The sequence below is a fragment of the Luteibacter flocculans genome (assembly GCF_023612255.1).
In the GTDB taxonomy this organism is placed as follows: Bacteria; Pseudomonadota; Gammaproteobacteria; order Xanthomonadales; family Rhodanobacteraceae; genus Luteibacter; species Luteibacter flocculans.
This window is the reverse complement of sequence record NZ_CP063231.1, coordinates 264,673-279,145: the sequence shown is the minus strand read 5'-3', so window position 1 is coordinate 279,145 and position 14,473 is coordinate 264,673. Positions and strand designations below refer to the sequence as shown.

The following is a 14,473-nucleotide window of genomic DNA, read 5'->3' as shown; positions in this document are numbered from 1 at the left end:
GAACGCGAAGGCTCGCGTCGCGTGCGCGAGCCTTCGCACCGGATCACTTGCCAAGTAAGGAACGACACACCGTGAATGCCCAAGTGGACAGCGTCGGCGACATTCGCCGCACTCCCTCGACCCATCCCCTGGCCGGTCAATCCATGACCGGCGCAGACATCGTCGTGCAGGTACTTGCCGACGAAGGCCTCGACGTCCTTTTCGGCTATTCCGGCGGCGCCATCCTTCCCGTATACGACGCCGTCTTCCGCTACAACGCGGACCACGCAGCCGATGACGGCAGCGAGCCGCTGCCGCTGATCGTGCCCGCCAACGAACAAGGCGCCTGTTTCATGGCCGCCGGGTATGCGCGCGCGTCGGGACGCGTCGGCGCCGCGCTGGTCACGTCCGGCCCCGGGGCCACCAACGCCGTGACGCCCGTGCGCGATTGCATGGCCGACTCCATTCCAATGGTGGTGATCTGCGGCCAGGTGCCGACCAAGTCCATCGGCACCGATGCGTTTCAGGAAGCACCCATCAGCACGATCATGGGCTCGTGCGCCAAGCATGTGTTCCTCGTGACGGATGCGTCGACCCTGGAAGCCACCTTGCGCACGGCGTTTCACATCGCTCGCAGCGGCAGGCCCGGCCCTGTCGTCATAGACATTCCCAAAGACGTCCAGAACGCGCCGCTCGTTTTCGACGGCTCGCGTGAACTGCCGGTGCGCGGCTACCGCACGCGCCTGCGTGCAGTGGAATCCGCCACCATCGCGGACACCGAGTGCGCCCGCTTCATCGCACTGCTGAACCGTTCGCGCCGACCGCTCATCTATGCCGGTGGCGGGATCGTCGCTGCAGGCGCGGCCGACGCGCTGCGTGACTTCGCGCATACTTTCGGCATCCCCGTGGTCACCACGCTCATGGGTATCGGGGGGTTCGACACGACCGATCCGCTCGCACTGAACATGCTCGGCATGCACGGTGCGGCGTATGCGAACTACGCCATGGACGATTGCGATCTCGTGCTCGCGCTGGGCGCACGCTTCGATGACCGCGTGGTTGGCGTCCCCGACAAATTTGCACCGAAGGCGCGCGCCATTGCGCAGATCGACATCGATCCCGCCGAGATCGGCAAGGTCAAGGCGGTGGACTGGCACCATGTGGGCTCGCTGGATACGTCACTGATCCGCCTCACCGCCTACGGCAAGCGCCATGGCTTCCGCCCGGACTACTCGGCCTGGCGCGAGCACGTGACCACGCTGAAAGCCACGCATCCCATGAACTTCCGCCGCGATGGCGAGGCCATCCAGCCATGCGCGGTCATCGAGGCCATCAATCGCATCACCGGCGGTCGCGCCATCATCAGTACGGGCGTGGGCCAGCACCAGATGTGGGCCGCGCAGTACTTCGACTTTCGCGAGCCGCGACACTGGCTCACGTCCGGGTCGATGGGAACGATGGGCTTCGGCCTTCCTGCCGCCATCGGCGCGCAGTTCGCGCGGCGCGATCGGGTCGTGATCGACATCGACGGTGACGCGAGCATTCGCATGAACATCGGTGAGTTGGAGACGGTCACCACGTACGGCCTGCCGGTGAAGGTGGTGGTGCTCAACAACAGCGGCGACGGCATGGTGCGCCAGTGGCAGAAGCTGTTCTTCAAGGGCCGCTTCTCCGCCTCCGACAAGAGCCTGCACAAGAAGGACTTCGTGAAGGCCGCACAGGCGGATGGTTTCGAGTGGGCGCAGCGTCTCGATGACCCCGCGCGCATCGACGCCACGATCGCCGACTTCCTCGCCTTCGATGGTCCGGCCTTTCTTGAAGTGGTCATCGACCCCGACGCGGGGGTCTATCCCATGGTGGGGCCGGGCGCGACCTATGCCGAGATGATTACCGGCGAGTGGATTGCGAGCCGGCATGCGCCCGCCACGCCCGCCGAGGCCGAACCGACGGGGATGTTCTGACCATGCGCCATCTGGTTTCCATGCTGTTGCAGAACGAGGCAGGTGCGCTGGCAAGAGTGGCCGGTCTGTTTGCCGCGCGCGGCTACAACATCGAGTCGCTGACCGTGGCGGCGACGCCCGACGTGGACGTGTCGCGCCTGACGCTCGTCGTCTTCGGCGACGAGGCCGTGATCGACCAGATCGTCAAGCAGTCGGCCAAGCTCGTGGACGTGATCGAGATCGGCGAATTGACCGCACGCGAGCACGTGGAGCGCGAACTGCTGGTGGTGAGGTTCGACGCACCGGAGGCCGCCGCCGATACCTGCCTGGCACGCTTCGGTGCGCGTCTTCTGCACCGTAGCGGTACGCAGTCGGTCATGGAGTACACGGGCAACGCAGCAGAGGTCGACGATTTCCTCGACGCCCTGCGCCAGCGCGGAGAGATCGTCGATCATGCCCGCAGTGGCATCGCGGCGATCGAGCGCCCGCAGATCCCGGCAGGTGCAACCGCACAGGCGCTGCTTTAGCGGCGCCTGTGCGGCGGAGTCTTTACCAGACCTTGTAGACCTGCCCGGTCTGGCGTCCCTCGACCGAGCGCGAGAACGCCAGCGCGGCGCGTGCCGCGGGAACCGGTTCGAATCCGCGGAAGAACGGCCCGTAACCTTCCATCGACTCGACCAGCACGTTGGGGCTCACGGCGTTGATGCGCAGACCACGCGGCAACTCGATCGCTGCTGCACGCACGAACGCTTCCACGGCGCCGTTGACCATGCTGGCGCAGGCGCCGGCGACGATCGGCTGCTCGGTCAGGATGCCGGTGATGAGGGTGAACGAGCCACCGTCGCGCAGCCGTGGCGTACCTGCTTCCACGAGGCGCACCTGACCCAGCAGCTTGTCCTGCAGGCCTTCGAGATAGCGCGCCTCGCTCAGCTCCGCCAGCGGTGCGAACGGCACCTTGCCGGCCGTGCAGACGACGGCATCCAGTTCGCCCACGTCGCGGAACATGGCGGTAACGCTCGCCGCGTCGCGCAGGTCCACGCGTACGTCGCCGTGGGTGCGTCCGGCGCGGACGATCTCGTGACGTGCGCCGAGTTCGTTGACGACAGCCTGGCCCAGCGTGCCGCCAGCGCCAATGATCAGGATTTTCATGATCGGGTTCCTTGGTGAATGCGACCGCCGAGCATACGCCGCGCGAGGCGGGCGGTCTTCCCCACGATCGCGTGGACCGGCGCTTTACGGGACGTATCCGGGTGCTTCACTCCGCCGCGCCTACCGTGAGCGCTCCCCGCCGATGGAGCAAGCCCCATGCCCTATACGCCAACCAATCCCCAGCCGCCGTTTGCGGAGCCCGGCAAGAACCGCCCGGACGAGGAAATTCGCAAGCCGGGCAGTTTCCGGCCCGAACGGGACGCGGACCCTGAGCCGCCGGTGGATAACGATCCGATCGAACCGCTGGAGCGTTGATCGTTTCCTGATGGGCGCGACCCTTGACGGGTCGCGCCAGTAGGGCATGTCGGCGGGCGTCGGCTAGACTTCCCGCATGACTCCCACGTCCCGCAAACCCTCCCCAGGGCGAAAGACGGCGCCTGCCGCGCGCAAGGCACCGGCCGCCGCGCCCGCACGCCCCGCCGATGCATCGACCTCGGCCGAGCGCGTCATCGCTTTTCTTCTGAAAGGACTGCCGGCTGCGCGGCGCGAAAAGATTCACGCCTATCTGGTGCTCACGCGGATGGACCGGCCCATCGGAGCGCTTCTGCTGCTGTGGCCCACATGGTGGGCACTGTGGCTGGCAGCGAAAGATTTCCCGCCCATCGGGCCGCTGGTGATCTTCACGCTGGGCGTCTTTGCGATGCGATCGGCAGGCTGCGCGATCAACGACTACGCGGATCGCAAGCTCGATCCGCAGGTTGCGCGCACGGCCGGCCGGCCCATCGCCAGCGGACGCGTGACGCCGCGCGAGGCGCTGGTCGTCTTCGCCGGGCTGCTCGTCTTCTCGTTCGCACTCGTGCTGTTCACCAATCGGCTCACCATCCTGCTGTCGTTCGCCGGGGCGGCGCTTGCCGCGCTCTACCCCTTCACCAAGCGCTACACGAACCTCCCGCAGGTGGTGCTCGGCGCGGCATTCGGCTGGTCGATACCCATGGCGTTCGCTGCGGTCACCAACACGGTTCCGCCGCTGGCGTGGCTGCTCTTCATCGGCAACATCCTGTGGTCGGTGATCTACGACACCGAATACGCCATGGTCGATCGCGAGGACGACCTCAAGGCGGGCGCCAAGTCCACGGCCATTCTTTTCGCCGATGCCGACCTGGTCATCATCGGCATCCTCATGGGCACGTTCTTGCTGACGATGCTGTTCGTCGGCACCCGCGCCGAACTCGCGTGGCCGTATTGGATTGGACTGGTGGCTACCGCCGGCCTGTTCGCTTACCAGCAATGGCTCATGCGAAACCGGGAACGCCTGGCCTGTCTTGCCGCGTTCAGCCACAACAAGTGGGTAGGGCTGGCGCTGTGGCTGGGCATCGTGGTGGCGCTGGCCCTCTGACGCAAACGCATGACGAGTACGCTGTTCTCGTTTTTCACGATTGAAACCGGGCCGTCACGTAAGTTCATTCGTTCCGTCACCCGTAACGCATAACGTTCGCAGGGTCGTGGACCCACGGAGAGGCCACGGGTAGCCGCACACCCCAGCGGCGCCCGAGGGGCGGGTTCACGCAGCCCTGCCCCCGGAAGACATCGACCATGCGTCACACCCCGCCAAGCTGCGCCCTGCGCGCAGCCATCGCCGCCGCGTTGTTGCTTGCCACCGCCGCCCATGCGCAGGACAGCGCACCCGAAAAGAAAACGACGGACCTCGACAATGTCGTCGTCACCGCCCGCTCGGGCGTCGAGACGCGCACCAAAGCGGAAACCAGCTATTCGATCACCACGATCGACGAGGATCGCCTGCGCATGCAGGCGCCGACGAGCGTGACCGAAGCGGTGAAGTCCGTGCCGGGCTTCTGGGTGGAATCCTCCGGCGGCGAGGCCTCGGGCAACATCCGCGCACGTGGCATCCCAGTGGATGGCTACGGATCGGTGACGTTGCTGGAAGACGGCATCCCGGTGCAGCACGATCCCGCGCTGGGCTACCTCAACGCCGATCAGGCGTTTCGTCTGGACGAAACCATCGAACGCGTCGAAGTGGTGCGCGGTGGTCCGTCGTCGGTGTTCTATTCGAACGCACCGGCAGGAGCGATCAACTTCATTCCGCGTCAGGTGGGCGAAACGGCCGAGGGCCTGGTCAAGTACACCGTCGGCAACTATTCCCTGAACCGCCTGGACTTCTGGTACGGCACGCCCGTGGGCAACGGGTGGAAGCTCGCCGTGGGCGGCTTCTGGCGCGTCGATGACGGCGTGCGCCGCCCGCAGTTCCACGCGGACGACGGCGGTCAGTTGCGCGCCACGCTGTCGAAGACGCTGGAGCATGGCGACCTGAGCTTCGACGTGAAGCACATGGACGACAAGGTAGCGCTGTACCTCGGCATTCCCATGCGTACCAATGCCAACGGCGACATCCGTGCCGTGCCTGGATTCAACGGCAACTACGGCACGCTGGCGGGTCCGGAGACCAAGCACCTGCAGATGCGCGAAGCGGGCGGTGGCACGTACGACTTCGACAACAGCGAAGGCACGCATGTGAAGCGCACCCAGGTGTCGTTCAAGTTCAACCACGACCTGGGCGACGACTGGAAGCTCGCCGAGTCGATGCGTTACAGCACCACCGATACGCAGCGCAACGGCGTGTTCCCGAACGCGCTGCAAAGCGCCAGTTCGTTCATCACCCAGGACAGCAAACGTCTCGCGCTCGTTCCCGGTGCCACGGGCCTGCAGTTCCGCTATGTGGACGACCCGTCGCAGGTTTTCAACGTCGCCAACCAGAACGGCAACGGCCTGGTGGTGACCGAAGGCCTGCGCGGCGTGACGCTGCCGGTCGACGAGTTCATCAACGACACGCGCGTGCTGCGCAAGTTCGAGTTCGGCGACCAGACCCACGACGTCACCTTCGGCTATTACCACGCCAACTTCGAGCAGGATTTCGATCGCTACTCGTCCACGGTGCTGACCGATGCCACCGACAACGCGCGCCTGCTGGATCTGGTGGGCGTAGACGCCAACGGCAACGTGCTCGGCTCGCTCACCGACCACGGCTTCTATCGCTATGGTTACGAGTGGGAACACGCCAGCGGCAAGTCGAAGACGAACGCGTTCTACGCCTCGGACGAATGGCAGGTGACGCCCGAGCTGCGCATCGATGGCGGCGTGCGCTGGGAAAAGGTGAACGTGCAGGGCTATACCGAGGGCAAGCAGACCGTCGACATCGGTGGCTCGCCGGCTGCCGCCCAGGTGCTGACGGGTAACGGCCAGTTCGCCCACTACGACCAGTCGTTCGACAAGACCGGCTGGACGCTCGGCGCCAACTGGCAGTTCTCGCCACGCCAAGGCCTGTTCGCACGCTGGACCTCGGCGTTCCGCCTGCCCAACCTCAGCACCTACATCACCAGTCCGACGGCCACGCCGCTGTTGCAGACCATGGACCTGGCCGAGACCGGCTGGAAGTACAGCGATCGCTTCATGGACCTGTACGCGACCGCGTTTTACACGAAGTACGACAACGTCAGCTTCACCAATTACGTCTTCGACCGCAACGGCAACACGTCCACGCCGCAGACGGGTTACGCGAATACCAAGACCTACGGCCTTGAACTGGAAGGCACGCTGTATCCGAGCAAGTGGTTCGACGTGCAGTTCAACGCGACGCTGCAAGACCCCAAGTACAAAGGGCTCAGTTATACCGATGTCGTCGCCGGAGCCCCGGTGCTGCGCGATTACGACGACAACCAGTTGATCCGCGTACCGAAGGTCAGCTACCGCATCGTGCCCGGCGTGAACCTGCTGGACGGTCGCCTGCGCCTGCAGATGTCGTACGAGCATGAAGGGAAGCGCTACGTCGATACCGCGAACTCCGTGGTGCTGCCGTCGTACTACGTGATCGGCGCCAGCGCGCGCTACGAGGCCACGCCCCAGCTTTCCTTGTTCTTTTACGCGGACAACCTCACCAATTCCCTCGGCCTGACGGAAGGCAACCCGCGTGCGGGCGAACTGGTGAGCGCCGATGCGGGCGCGAATACCTTCATCGCGCGCCCCTTGCTCGGCCGCTCGTTCCGTCTTGCCGCGATGTACCGTTTCTGATGCGCCGCTGGATCGCTTTCATTCTCGCCAGTCTCGTCGCCACCGGCGTGGCGGCGGAGCGGGCACCCGACCTGGTCCTGCGCGGCACGCTTTCCGGCGCGGACCAGCACACCTATCGCGAGTTGCCGTTCGACGTGCCGGCAGGCACTTCGCGCATCACCATCGACGTCGACTACACCGGCCGCGAGGAAAAGACCGCGATCGACCTGGGCCTGCTGGGCCCCGGCGACTTCGAGGCACAAGATGGCTTTCGCGGATGGAGTGGCGGCAGCAAGCGCCGCTTCACCGTGTCCGCCACAGACGCGACCGCCTCGTTCCTTCCCGGTGCCATCGGGCCCGGACGATGGCGGCTTCTGCTCGGTATCCCGAACATCCGTCCGACCTCGACGTCCACATACACCGCGAAGATCTGGCTCTCGCGCGATGACGAAGGCTTCGGCCCGGAGCACGGCCTCACGACCGCGCTGGCGACCGGCGAGCGCTGGTACCGCGGCGACCTGCACATGCATTCGGCGCACAGCGATGGCGGATGCCTCAACACGTCGAAGACGAAGAGCGTGCCTTGCCCGCTGTTCCTCACCGTGATGTCGGCGGCGAAGCGCGGCCTCGAGTTCATTGCAGTGTCCGAACATAACACCATGTCGCAAGTATCCGAGCTTCGCGAGATGCAGCCGTACTTCGACACGATGCTGCTGATCCCGGCACGCGAGATCACCACCTTCGAAGGACACGCCAACCTGTTCGGCGTCTCGCGCACCGTGGATTTCCGCGTAGGCAGCAGACAGGTACCAGACTGGAATGCCTTGTTGGCGGACGTCGCCCGCGCGCACGGCGTCATCTCCATCAACCATCCCCGCCGTCCGAACGACGAGACCTGCATGGGCTGCGGCTTCACCCCGCACGACACCGTGGACATGCATGGCTTCCAGGCCATCGAAGCGGTGAACGGACGCGACGTCGAACGCGCGGAGACCGGCATTCCCTTCTGGGAAAAGCAACTCAATGCCGGACTCCGGGTCACCGCCATCGGCGGCAGCGACAGCCACGTCGGCAGTGACGACGCCCGCGACGAGTTCGCCGGCATCATTGGCACACCGACGACGGTAGTCCACGCGCGCGAGCTGTCCATGGAGGCGATCCTCGACGGCATCCGTGCCGGCCATGTCTTCATCGACACGGAAGGCACCCGCGATCGCTCAGTGGACGTCACCGCGAGCACGGGTATCGCCAAAGCCGGTATGGGCGACGCCATCGCCGTGCCGTCTGGGGCGGATCTTCATGTATCCGTGCGTACCGAAGCGCTGCAAGGCAAGAAGATCGCCGTCACGCTCGATGGCAAGGCGTTGCCCACCTATACGCAGGTCATTCCTGCCAACGGCGCACGGGTCTTCGATTGGCGCAGCGATGGCAAGCCGCACTGGCTGCGCGTGGACGTTCGCGGCGCCGATGGAAAACTGCTGATCCTGGGCAATCCGGTCTACGTGAATCACTGAGCGTGGCCCCGCCGTGATGAACGAAGACCGCAGACCAACGATGCCTCGATGAGGCCGGTCGCATCATCGACGCGCGGGCGCATCTCCAGGGATGCGTTCCGCTGGAGGTGTCGGCCGATCGAACGGTAGTGGCGTGCGCGCCAGCGCCCATACGTCCACACGTTCGACCCCTGCCGCGTGCAGCGCGCGCGTGCATTCGGCGAGCGTGGCGCCAGTGGTCATCACGTCGTCGACCAGCGCGACGTGGCGTTGCACCGGCGCGTGTTGCACAACGAAGGCGCCACGCACGTTGCGTGCACGTGCGCCGGCATCGAGCAGCGTCTGCGCTTCGGTGCCGCGCGTGCGACGCAGTGCGTCGTGCGCCAGCGGCAGGCCATAACGTCGCGCTAACGGACGTGCCAGTTCCAGCGCCTGGTTGTACCCGCGACTGCGCAGCCTGCTCGGATGCAACGGCACCGGCACGATCAACTCGGGCATCAACGGCGGCGGTCCGGCGTCGAGCCAGCACGTGGAAAGCACGCGTCCGGCAGCGAGGTGACCCGCGAACTTGAAGCGGGCCTCCAGCATGTCGAGCGGCCACGCATACGAGAAAGGTACCCACACATCGGCCCATGGACGCGGTGCGCGCTGACATTGGCCGCAGATCGGCGTCGGTATCGGCAGCGGAAGTGCACAGCGTCCACAACAGGACAGGTTGCGCGAGAGCGCGGCGCGGCATCCGTCGCACAATGCGATGTCGTCACCGCCCGCACCGGCGCACACCAGGCAACGCGCCGGCAGGAAGAAGCGCGTGGCGGCACCGAACCATCGCTTCCAGAAAGACGCTTCCATGCGTCGATGGCCCGTCAGTCGCGCCGATACATCGCCGCGTCGACGATGGACCACAGGTGGATGATCCAGCCCAACCAGATCACCCAAAGCACGGCGGCGAGTACGAACATGATCAGCGCCTTGAAGACACGGCCCTGCACGAGCTGGCCCAGTCCCGGAATGAAGAAACTGCAGATCGCTGCCAGCACGTTGCCGCTGCTGCCCTGACCTTCGCTCATGCGCACGCCCTCCTCGTGGAAACCCGGAACCATCGTACGGCAGCGCCGACCAGGCCACCGTCAACCTTTGCCATGCTGTTAAGGTTGACATCATCCCGGCGGGTTTTCACACTCCGCGTCTTCGCCCGCCGGGATACCCCCCATGACCGCAGCCATCCGCCACGACTGGTCCCGCGAGGAGGTCGAGCACCTTTTCGCCTTGCCGTTCAACGACCTGCTCTTCCAGGCCCAGACCGTGCACCGGCAGTACCACGACCCGAACGCGGTCCAGGTCTCGACCTTGCTCTCGATCAAGACCGGCGGCTGCCCCGAGGATTGCGCCTACTGCCCGCAGGCAGCTCGCTACGCCACGGGCGTGAAAGCCGAGAAGCTGATGAGTGTCGAGGCGGTGCTCGCCCGAGCCCAGGCGGCAAAAGAGGCCGGCGCGAGCCGTTTCTGCATGGGTGCCGCGTGGCGCTCTCCTAAGGACCGGGACGTCGCGAAGGTGGCCGAGATCGTCAGCGCCGTGAAAGGCCTGGGCCTGCAGACCTGCGCCACGCTGGGCATGCTGACCCAACCGCAGGCCGACACGCTGAAAGCGGCTGGCCTCGACTTCTACAACCACAACCTCGATACCTCTCCGGACTACTACGGCGAGATCATTCACACGCGTGAGTTCCAGGATCGTCTCGACACCCTGGATCACGTCCGCGCTGCGGGACTCAAGACCTGCTGCGGCGGCATCGTGGGCATGGGTGAGTCGCGCGCGCAGCGCGCCGGCCTGCTGATGACGCTGGCGAACCTGCCGGAGCATCCGGAATCGGTGCCGATCAACCGCCTCGTTCAGGTCGCGGGCACGCCGCTTGACGGCACCGAAGCGCTGGACCCGTTCGAGTTCGTGCGTAGCATCGCCGTCGCGCGCATCCTCATGCCGGCGTCCGTCGTGCGGCTCTCGGCCGGTCGCGAAACCATGGACGACGCGTTGCAGGCACTGTGCTTCGCCGCGGGTGCCAACTCGATCTTCTACGGGGAAAAGCTGCTCACCACCGGCAACCCGGACGTTGAACACGATCGCCGCCTGTTCACCCGTCTCGGCCTGAAGCCGCTGGAAGTCGTCCTCGAACCCGGCACCGTGCATGCAGACATCGTGGAGCACGCAGCGGCGTGACGCGACCGGACCTGCTCGCGCGACTGGACGCCGCGCGCGGCGAACGCGAGCAGGCGGGTCTGCTGCGCCGGGCGCGCGTCTGCGACGTGCTGCCCGACGGGCGCCGCAGAGTCGGCGATCGCGTGCTCGTCGATTTCTGCGGCAACGATTACCTGGGTCTCGCAGCGCATCCGGATGTCGTGTCCGCGCTCATACGTGCAGCCTCGACGGAAGGCGTCGGTAGCGGTGCCGCGCATCTCGTGTCCGGCCACCGCGGCGCTCACGCGGCGCTGGAAGAAGAGCTGGCCGACTGGACCGGACGCGAGCGCGCCCTGCTTTTCTCCACCGGGGTGATGGCGAATCTCGGCGCACTGCAGGCTCTGCTTGGGGCGGGCGCATCGCCCGCGCGCCACAAGGCGCTCTGCGTACAGGATCGCCTCAATCACGCGAGCCTCATCGACGGGGCGATGCTTGCCGGTGCGGAGCTGCGTCGTTACCCGCATGCCGATGCCGCGGGCGCCGCCCGGCAACTCGACGCGCGACCGGATCTTCCCGCGCTTGTGGCCACCGACGGCGTCTTCAGCATGGACGGCGACGTGGCCCCACTGCGCGATATCGCCGCGGTATGCCGCCATCGCGGCGCCATGCTTTACGTCGATGACGCCCATGGCCTGGGCGTGAGGGGGCCGGGTGGCGCCGGGTCGGTCGCGGCCGCGGGCCTCGGCACCCGGGACGTGCCGATCCTGATGGGCACACTCGGTAAGGCGGTGGGATGTGCGGGCGCCTTTCTCGCGGGGGACGCGCGATGGATCGAGGGCATCGTCCAGTTCGCCCGCACCCACGTGTACACCACGGCCATGCCCGCTGCGCTGGCCGCCGCGACGCAGACTGCCGTGCGGCTCGTGCGCACCGACCCCGAAGGCCGGCGGGAGCGCCTCGCGGCCAACATCGCGCGATTTCGCGTCGGCGCCGCGCAGCTTGGGTTGCCCCTGACCACGTCGGCCACCGCCATCCAGCCCCTCCCGATGAGCAGCCCGGTGACCGCCGTGGCCGCGGCGAGGGCTCTGGAAGCCGCTGGTTTCCTCGTCGTGGCGATCCGTCCGCCCACCGTGCCGCCGCAGGGATCGCGCCTGCGCATCACGTTGTCCGCTGCCCACACCGCGGCGCACATCGACGCCCTGCTGGACGCGCTGGCGAGGCTGCCCCGCCCGGCAGAGGGCGCGGTCGTATAATGACCGGTCGCGAACCCCGGCTACGCCCATGACGATCCTCAATATTTCCGCCTACAAGTTCGTCGGTCTCGACGATCTCGCCGGGCTGCGGGCCCGGATTCTCGAACGCTGCGAGGCCCTGGCGTTGAAGGGAACGATCCTGCTCGCGCCGGAGGGCATCAACCTGTTCCTGGCCGCACCGCGCGACGCCATCGCCGAGTTTCTCGACTGGCTGCGCCAAGACCCGCGTTTCGCAGACCTGACGCCGAAGGAAAGCGTGTCCGATGCGCCGCCCTTCGCGCGCATGCGCGTACGTCTGAAGAAAGAGATCATCACCATGCGCGCGCCGGCCATTCGCCCCGCCGAAGGACGCGCGCCACACGTGCTGCCGACCGACCTGCGGCGCTGGCTCGACCAGGGCCACGACGACGAAGGTCGTCCGGTCGTCCTGCTGGATACGCGCAACGACTACGAGGTCAGCGCCGGCACGTTCGAGAACACGGTGGAGTACGGCCTCGCCAGCTTCACGGAGTTCCCCGCTGCCGTCGCCGCGGATCGCGAACGCTTCGAAGGCAAGACGGTGGTGTCGTTCTGCACCGGCGGCATCCGCTGCGAAAAGGCTGCCATCCACATGCGCGAGCTGGGCATCGAGCACGTATTCCAGCTTGAAGGCGGCATCCTCAAGTACTTCGAGGAAGTGGGCGGTGCGCACTGGCGCGGCGATTGTTTCGTCTTCGATGCGCGCGGCGCCGTCGATCCGTCGCTCGCGCCGAGTTCGCCTCCGTGAGCGACCTCCACGTCGAAGTCCATGGCACCGGGCCGGTGCCGATGGTGATGGTGCATGGCTGGGCCATGCATGGCGGCATCCTGGCGCCGCTGGTCGAACGGCTCACGACACACTACACGATGTACGTCGTCGACCTGCCCGGGCACGGCTACTCGCGCGACTCGCGCGTGCCGTTGGAGCCGGGCGCCTGCGCCCGCGCCATCGCCGCGGTGACGCCGCCGGCGGTATGGCTTGGTTGGTCGATGGGCGGCCTGGTGGCACTGACGGCCGCACTGGATGTACCCGAGGCGGTTCGTGCCATGGTCCCGATGTGTGCCACGCCTCGCTTCCTGCGCGCGGACGATTGGCCACATGGCAACGATCCGGCGCTGGTGCGCCAGTTGGCCACCGATCTGGAAGTGGACTATCGCGCCACCGTCGAGCGCTTCATCGCCCTGGAAGCGATGGGCAGCCCCGACCCGCGCGGCGAAGCGCGCCGCTTGAAGGACGAGGCGTTCTCGCGCGGCGAACCCGACCCGCGCGTGCTCATGGAGGGTATCCGCCTGCTGGAAAGCGAAGATCTGCGCCCCCGCCTCGCCGCCATCGATGCACCCAGCCTCTGGATCGCAGGGCGCCGCGACCGCATCGTCCATCCCGACGCCATGCGCTGGTCCGCCGACGCCGCAGGTGGCCGCTTCGAGGAAATCGCCCACGCCGGGCATGCCCCCTTCATCGGATATGCCGCCGCCGTGGCGGATGTCCTGACCGAATTTACCGACGCCTACCCATGAGCGATTTCCATTTCGACCGCCGTCAGGTCCGCCGCAACTTCGCGCGCGCCGCCGACACCTACGAGAAACACGACGCATTGCAACGCGAAGTGCAAGCCACGTTGATCGATCGGCTCGACATCTACGAGCAGGTGCCCGACGTGGTCCTCGACGTCGGCGCCGGGACGGGTCGAGGCAGTGCGGCATTGAAGAAGCGCTACCCCAAGGCCCAGGTCGTCGCTATCGACCTCGCGTTGCCGATGTTGAAGCAGGCAAAGCAGCATGCGTCCTGGCTGAAACCGTTCGGTCGCGTGCTTGGCGACGCGTACACGCTACCGGTACCGGATCGCAGCGTGGACGTGCTGTTTTCCAACCTCTGCTTCCAGTGGTGCGAGGATCTGCCTCGCCTGTTCGCCGAGTGCGCTCGCGTGCTCAAGCCCGGCGGATTGCTCACATTCTCCACCTTCGGCCCGGACACGTTGAAGGAGTTGCGTGCTTCGTGGGCGGAAGCCGACCAGTACGCGCACGTGGCACGTTTTCTCGACATGCACGACGTGGGTGACGCGATGCTTGCCCAGGGCCTGCGCGATCCGGTCCTGTTCGCCGAGCGCTATACGCTGACCTACCCCACGCCCCGCGCGCTGCTCGACGAACTCAAGGGTCTGGGCGCCAACAACGCGGATGCGCAGCGTCCTCGCGGCTTGACCGGCAAGCGCCATTACCAGCGCATGGTGGAGGCCTACGAGTCGCTTCGCACCGATGGCGTGATTCCCTCCACATGGGAAGTCGTGACGGCCCATGCCTGGGGGCCGCCGGCAGGACAGTCGCGCCGCGAAGGCAGCGGCGAAATCGCGAGCTTCCCGATCGAGAACCTGCGCGGATCGCGTCGCAAGACGCCGTTCTAACA

14 protein-coding genes are annotated in these 14,473 nt (G+C 66.4%); 11 read left to right on the top strand and 3 right to left on the bottom strand.

Translation table 11 applies throughout. The features are described 5' to 3' along the window. The first annotated feature begins 143 nt into the window (after window positions 1-143). Both ilvB and ilvN read left to right on the top strand, forming a co-directional pair. Entirely contained in the window at window positions 144-1,940 is a 1,797-nt protein-coding gene (ilvB, locus tag IM816_RS01140) for a biosynthetic-type acetolactate synthase large subunit (protein ID WP_250340666.1), read from the top strand. Window positions 1,941-1,942: 2 nt separating this feature from the next. Next, the gene (gene ilvN / locus IM816_RS01135; RefSeq protein ID WP_250339447.1) at window positions 1,943-2,446 is read left to right on the top strand and encodes an acetolactate synthase small subunit; all 504 of its coding nucleotides are present in this window, start codon (window positions 1,943-1,945) and stop codon (window positions 2,444-2,446) included. A 22-nt stretch (window positions 2,447-2,468) separates the two neighbouring features. Here the strand turns inward: ilvN and IM816_RS01130 are convergent, their stop codons facing one another. Beyond that, on the bottom strand, window positions 2,469-3,068 hold the full coding sequence (locus tag IM816_RS01130; protein WP_250339446.1) for a short chain dehydrogenase: 600 nt from the start codon (window positions 3,066-3,068) through the stop codon (window positions 2,469-2,471). Window positions 3,069-3,224: 156 nt separating this feature from the next. Between IM816_RS01130 and IM816_RS01125 the strand changes: the two genes are divergently transcribed. The 4 genes from IM816_RS01125 to IM816_RS01110 all read left to right on the top strand — a co-directional run bounded on the left by IM816_RS01125 (window position 3,225) and on the right by IM816_RS01110 (window position 8,644). Next, window positions 3,225-3,383 carry a hypothetical protein gene (locus tag IM816_RS01125; RefSeq protein ID WP_177257447.1) on the top strand — a complete coding sequence of 53 codons (159 nt, stop codon included), beginning with the start codon at window positions 3,225-3,227 and terminating at the stop codon, window positions 3,381-3,383. Window positions 3,384-3,459: 76 nt separating this feature from the next. Then, window positions 3,460-4,464: a 4-hydroxybenzoate octaprenyltransferase gene (gene ubiA / locus IM816_RS01120; RefSeq protein ID WP_250339445.1), complete on the top strand. Its 1,005-nt coding sequence runs from the start codon at window positions 3,460-3,462 to the stop codon at window positions 4,462-4,464. Window positions 4,465-4,661: 197 nt separating this feature from the next. Beyond that, window positions 4,662-7,151: a TonB-dependent receptor gene (locus IM816_RS01115; RefSeq protein WP_250339444.1), complete on the top strand. Its 2,490-nt coding sequence runs from the start codon at window positions 4,662-4,664 to the stop codon at window positions 7,149-7,151. Continuing rightward, window positions 7,151-8,644 carry a CehA/McbA family metallohydrolase gene (locus tag IM816_RS01110; RefSeq protein WP_250339443.1) on the top strand — a complete coding sequence of 498 codons (1,494 nt, stop codon included), beginning with the start codon at window positions 7,151-7,153 and terminating at the stop codon, window positions 8,642-8,644. The genes IM816_RS01115 and IM816_RS01110 overlap by 1 nt, the downstream gene beginning before the upstream one ends. A 63-nt stretch (window positions 8,645-8,707) precedes the next feature. Here IM816_RS01110 and IM816_RS01105 read toward each other — a convergent pair whose 3' ends face one another. Next, a complete protein-coding gene (locus tag IM816_RS01105) occupies window positions 8,708-9,475 on the bottom strand; it encodes a ComF family protein (RefSeq protein ID WP_250339442.1) in 768 nt (255 codons plus the stop codon). 14 nt (window positions 9,476-9,489) lie between these two features. Continuing rightward, window positions 9,490-9,693, bottom strand: coding sequence for a hypothetical protein (locus tag IM816_RS01100; protein ID WP_250339441.1), 204 nt, complete (start codon window positions 9,691-9,693; stop codon window positions 9,490-9,492). 142 nt (window positions 9,694-9,835) lie between these two features. Here IM816_RS01100 and bioB point away from each other — a divergent pair, with 142 nt between their 5' ends. From bioB to bioC, 5 genes are read left to right on the top strand one after another with little or no spacing between them, the layout of a single operon-like run. Then, on the top strand, window positions 9,836-10,840 hold the full coding sequence (bioB, locus tag IM816_RS01095) for a biotin synthase BioB (protein ID WP_250339440.1): 1,005 nt from the start codon (window positions 9,836-9,838) through the stop codon (window positions 10,838-10,840). Continuing rightward, window positions 10,837-12,051 (top strand): 8-amino-7-oxononanoate synthase, encoded by a 1,215-nt coding sequence (locus IM816_RS01090; RefSeq protein ID WP_250339439.1) that lies wholly within the window; start codon window positions 10,837-10,839, stop codon window positions 12,049-12,051. The genes bioB and IM816_RS01090 overlap by 4 nt, the downstream gene beginning before the upstream one ends. Window positions 12,052-12,079: 28 nt before the next feature. Beyond that, window positions 12,080-12,817, top strand: a complete 738-nt coding sequence (locus tag IM816_RS01085; protein ID WP_250339438.1) for a sulfurtransferase — start codon at window positions 12,080-12,082, stop codon at window positions 12,815-12,817. Window positions 12,818-12,858: 41 nt separating this feature from the next. After that, window positions 12,859-13,587, top strand: a complete 729-nt coding sequence (bioH, locus tag IM816_RS01080; RefSeq protein WP_250340665.1) for a pimeloyl-ACP methyl ester esterase BioH — start codon at window positions 12,859-12,861, stop codon at window positions 13,585-13,587. Further along, window positions 13,584-14,471 (top strand): malonyl-ACP O-methyltransferase BioC, encoded by an 888-nt coding sequence (gene bioC, locus IM816_RS01075; protein ID WP_250339437.1) that lies wholly within the window; start codon window positions 13,584-13,586, stop codon window positions 14,469-14,471. Before bioH ends, bioC begins: the two co-directional genes overlap by 4 nt. The last annotated feature ends 2 nt before the right edge of the window (window positions 14,472-14,473 follow it).

Coding starts and splice junctions, on each gene's coding strand:
- IM816_RS01110 (WP_250339443.1), top strand. CDS start 7,151: ATGCGCCGCTGGATCGCTTTCATTCTCGCCAGTCTCGTCGCCACCGGC.
- ilvN (WP_250339447.1), top strand. CDS start 1,943: ATGCGCCATCTGGTTTCCATGCTGTTGCAGAACGAGGCAGGTGCGCTG.
- ubiA (WP_250339445.1), top strand. CDS start 3,460: ATGACTCCCACGTCCCGCAAACCCTCCCCAGGGCGAAAGACGGCGCCT.
- IM816_RS01130 (WP_250339446.1), bottom strand. CDS start 3,068: ATGAAAATCCTGATCATTGGCGCTGGCGGCACGCTGGGCCAGGCTGTC.
- IM816_RS01125 (WP_177257447.1), top strand. CDS start 3,225: ATGCCCTATACGCCAACCAATCCCCAGCCGCCGTTTGCGGAGCCCGGC.
- IM816_RS01115 (WP_250339444.1), top strand. CDS start 4,662: ATGCGTCACACCCCGCCAAGCTGCGCCCTGCGCGCAGCCATCGCCGCC.
- bioH (WP_250340665.1), top strand. CDS start 12,859: ATGGTGATGGTGCATGGCTGGGCCATGCATGGCGGCATCCTGGCGCCG.
- bioB (WP_250339440.1), top strand. CDS start 9,836: ATGACCGCAGCCATCCGCCACGACTGGTCCCGCGAGGAGGTCGAGCAC.
- bioC (WP_250339437.1), top strand. CDS start 13,584: ATGAGCGATTTCCATTTCGACCGCCGTCAGGTCCGCCGCAACTTCGCG.
- IM816_RS01085 (WP_250339438.1), top strand. CDS start 12,080: ATGACGATCCTCAATATTTCCGCCTACAAGTTCGTCGGTCTCGACGAT.
- IM816_RS01100 (WP_250339441.1), bottom strand. CDS start 9,693: ATGAGCGAAGGTCAGGGCAGCAGCGGCAACGTGCTGGCAGCGATCTGC.
- ilvB (WP_250340666.1), top strand. CDS start 144: ATGACCGGCGCAGACATCGTCGTGCAGGTACTTGCCGACGAAGGCCTC.
- IM816_RS01105 (WP_250339442.1), bottom strand. CDS start 9,475: ATGGAAGCGTCTTTCTGGAAGCGATGGTTCGGTGCCGCCACGCGCTTC.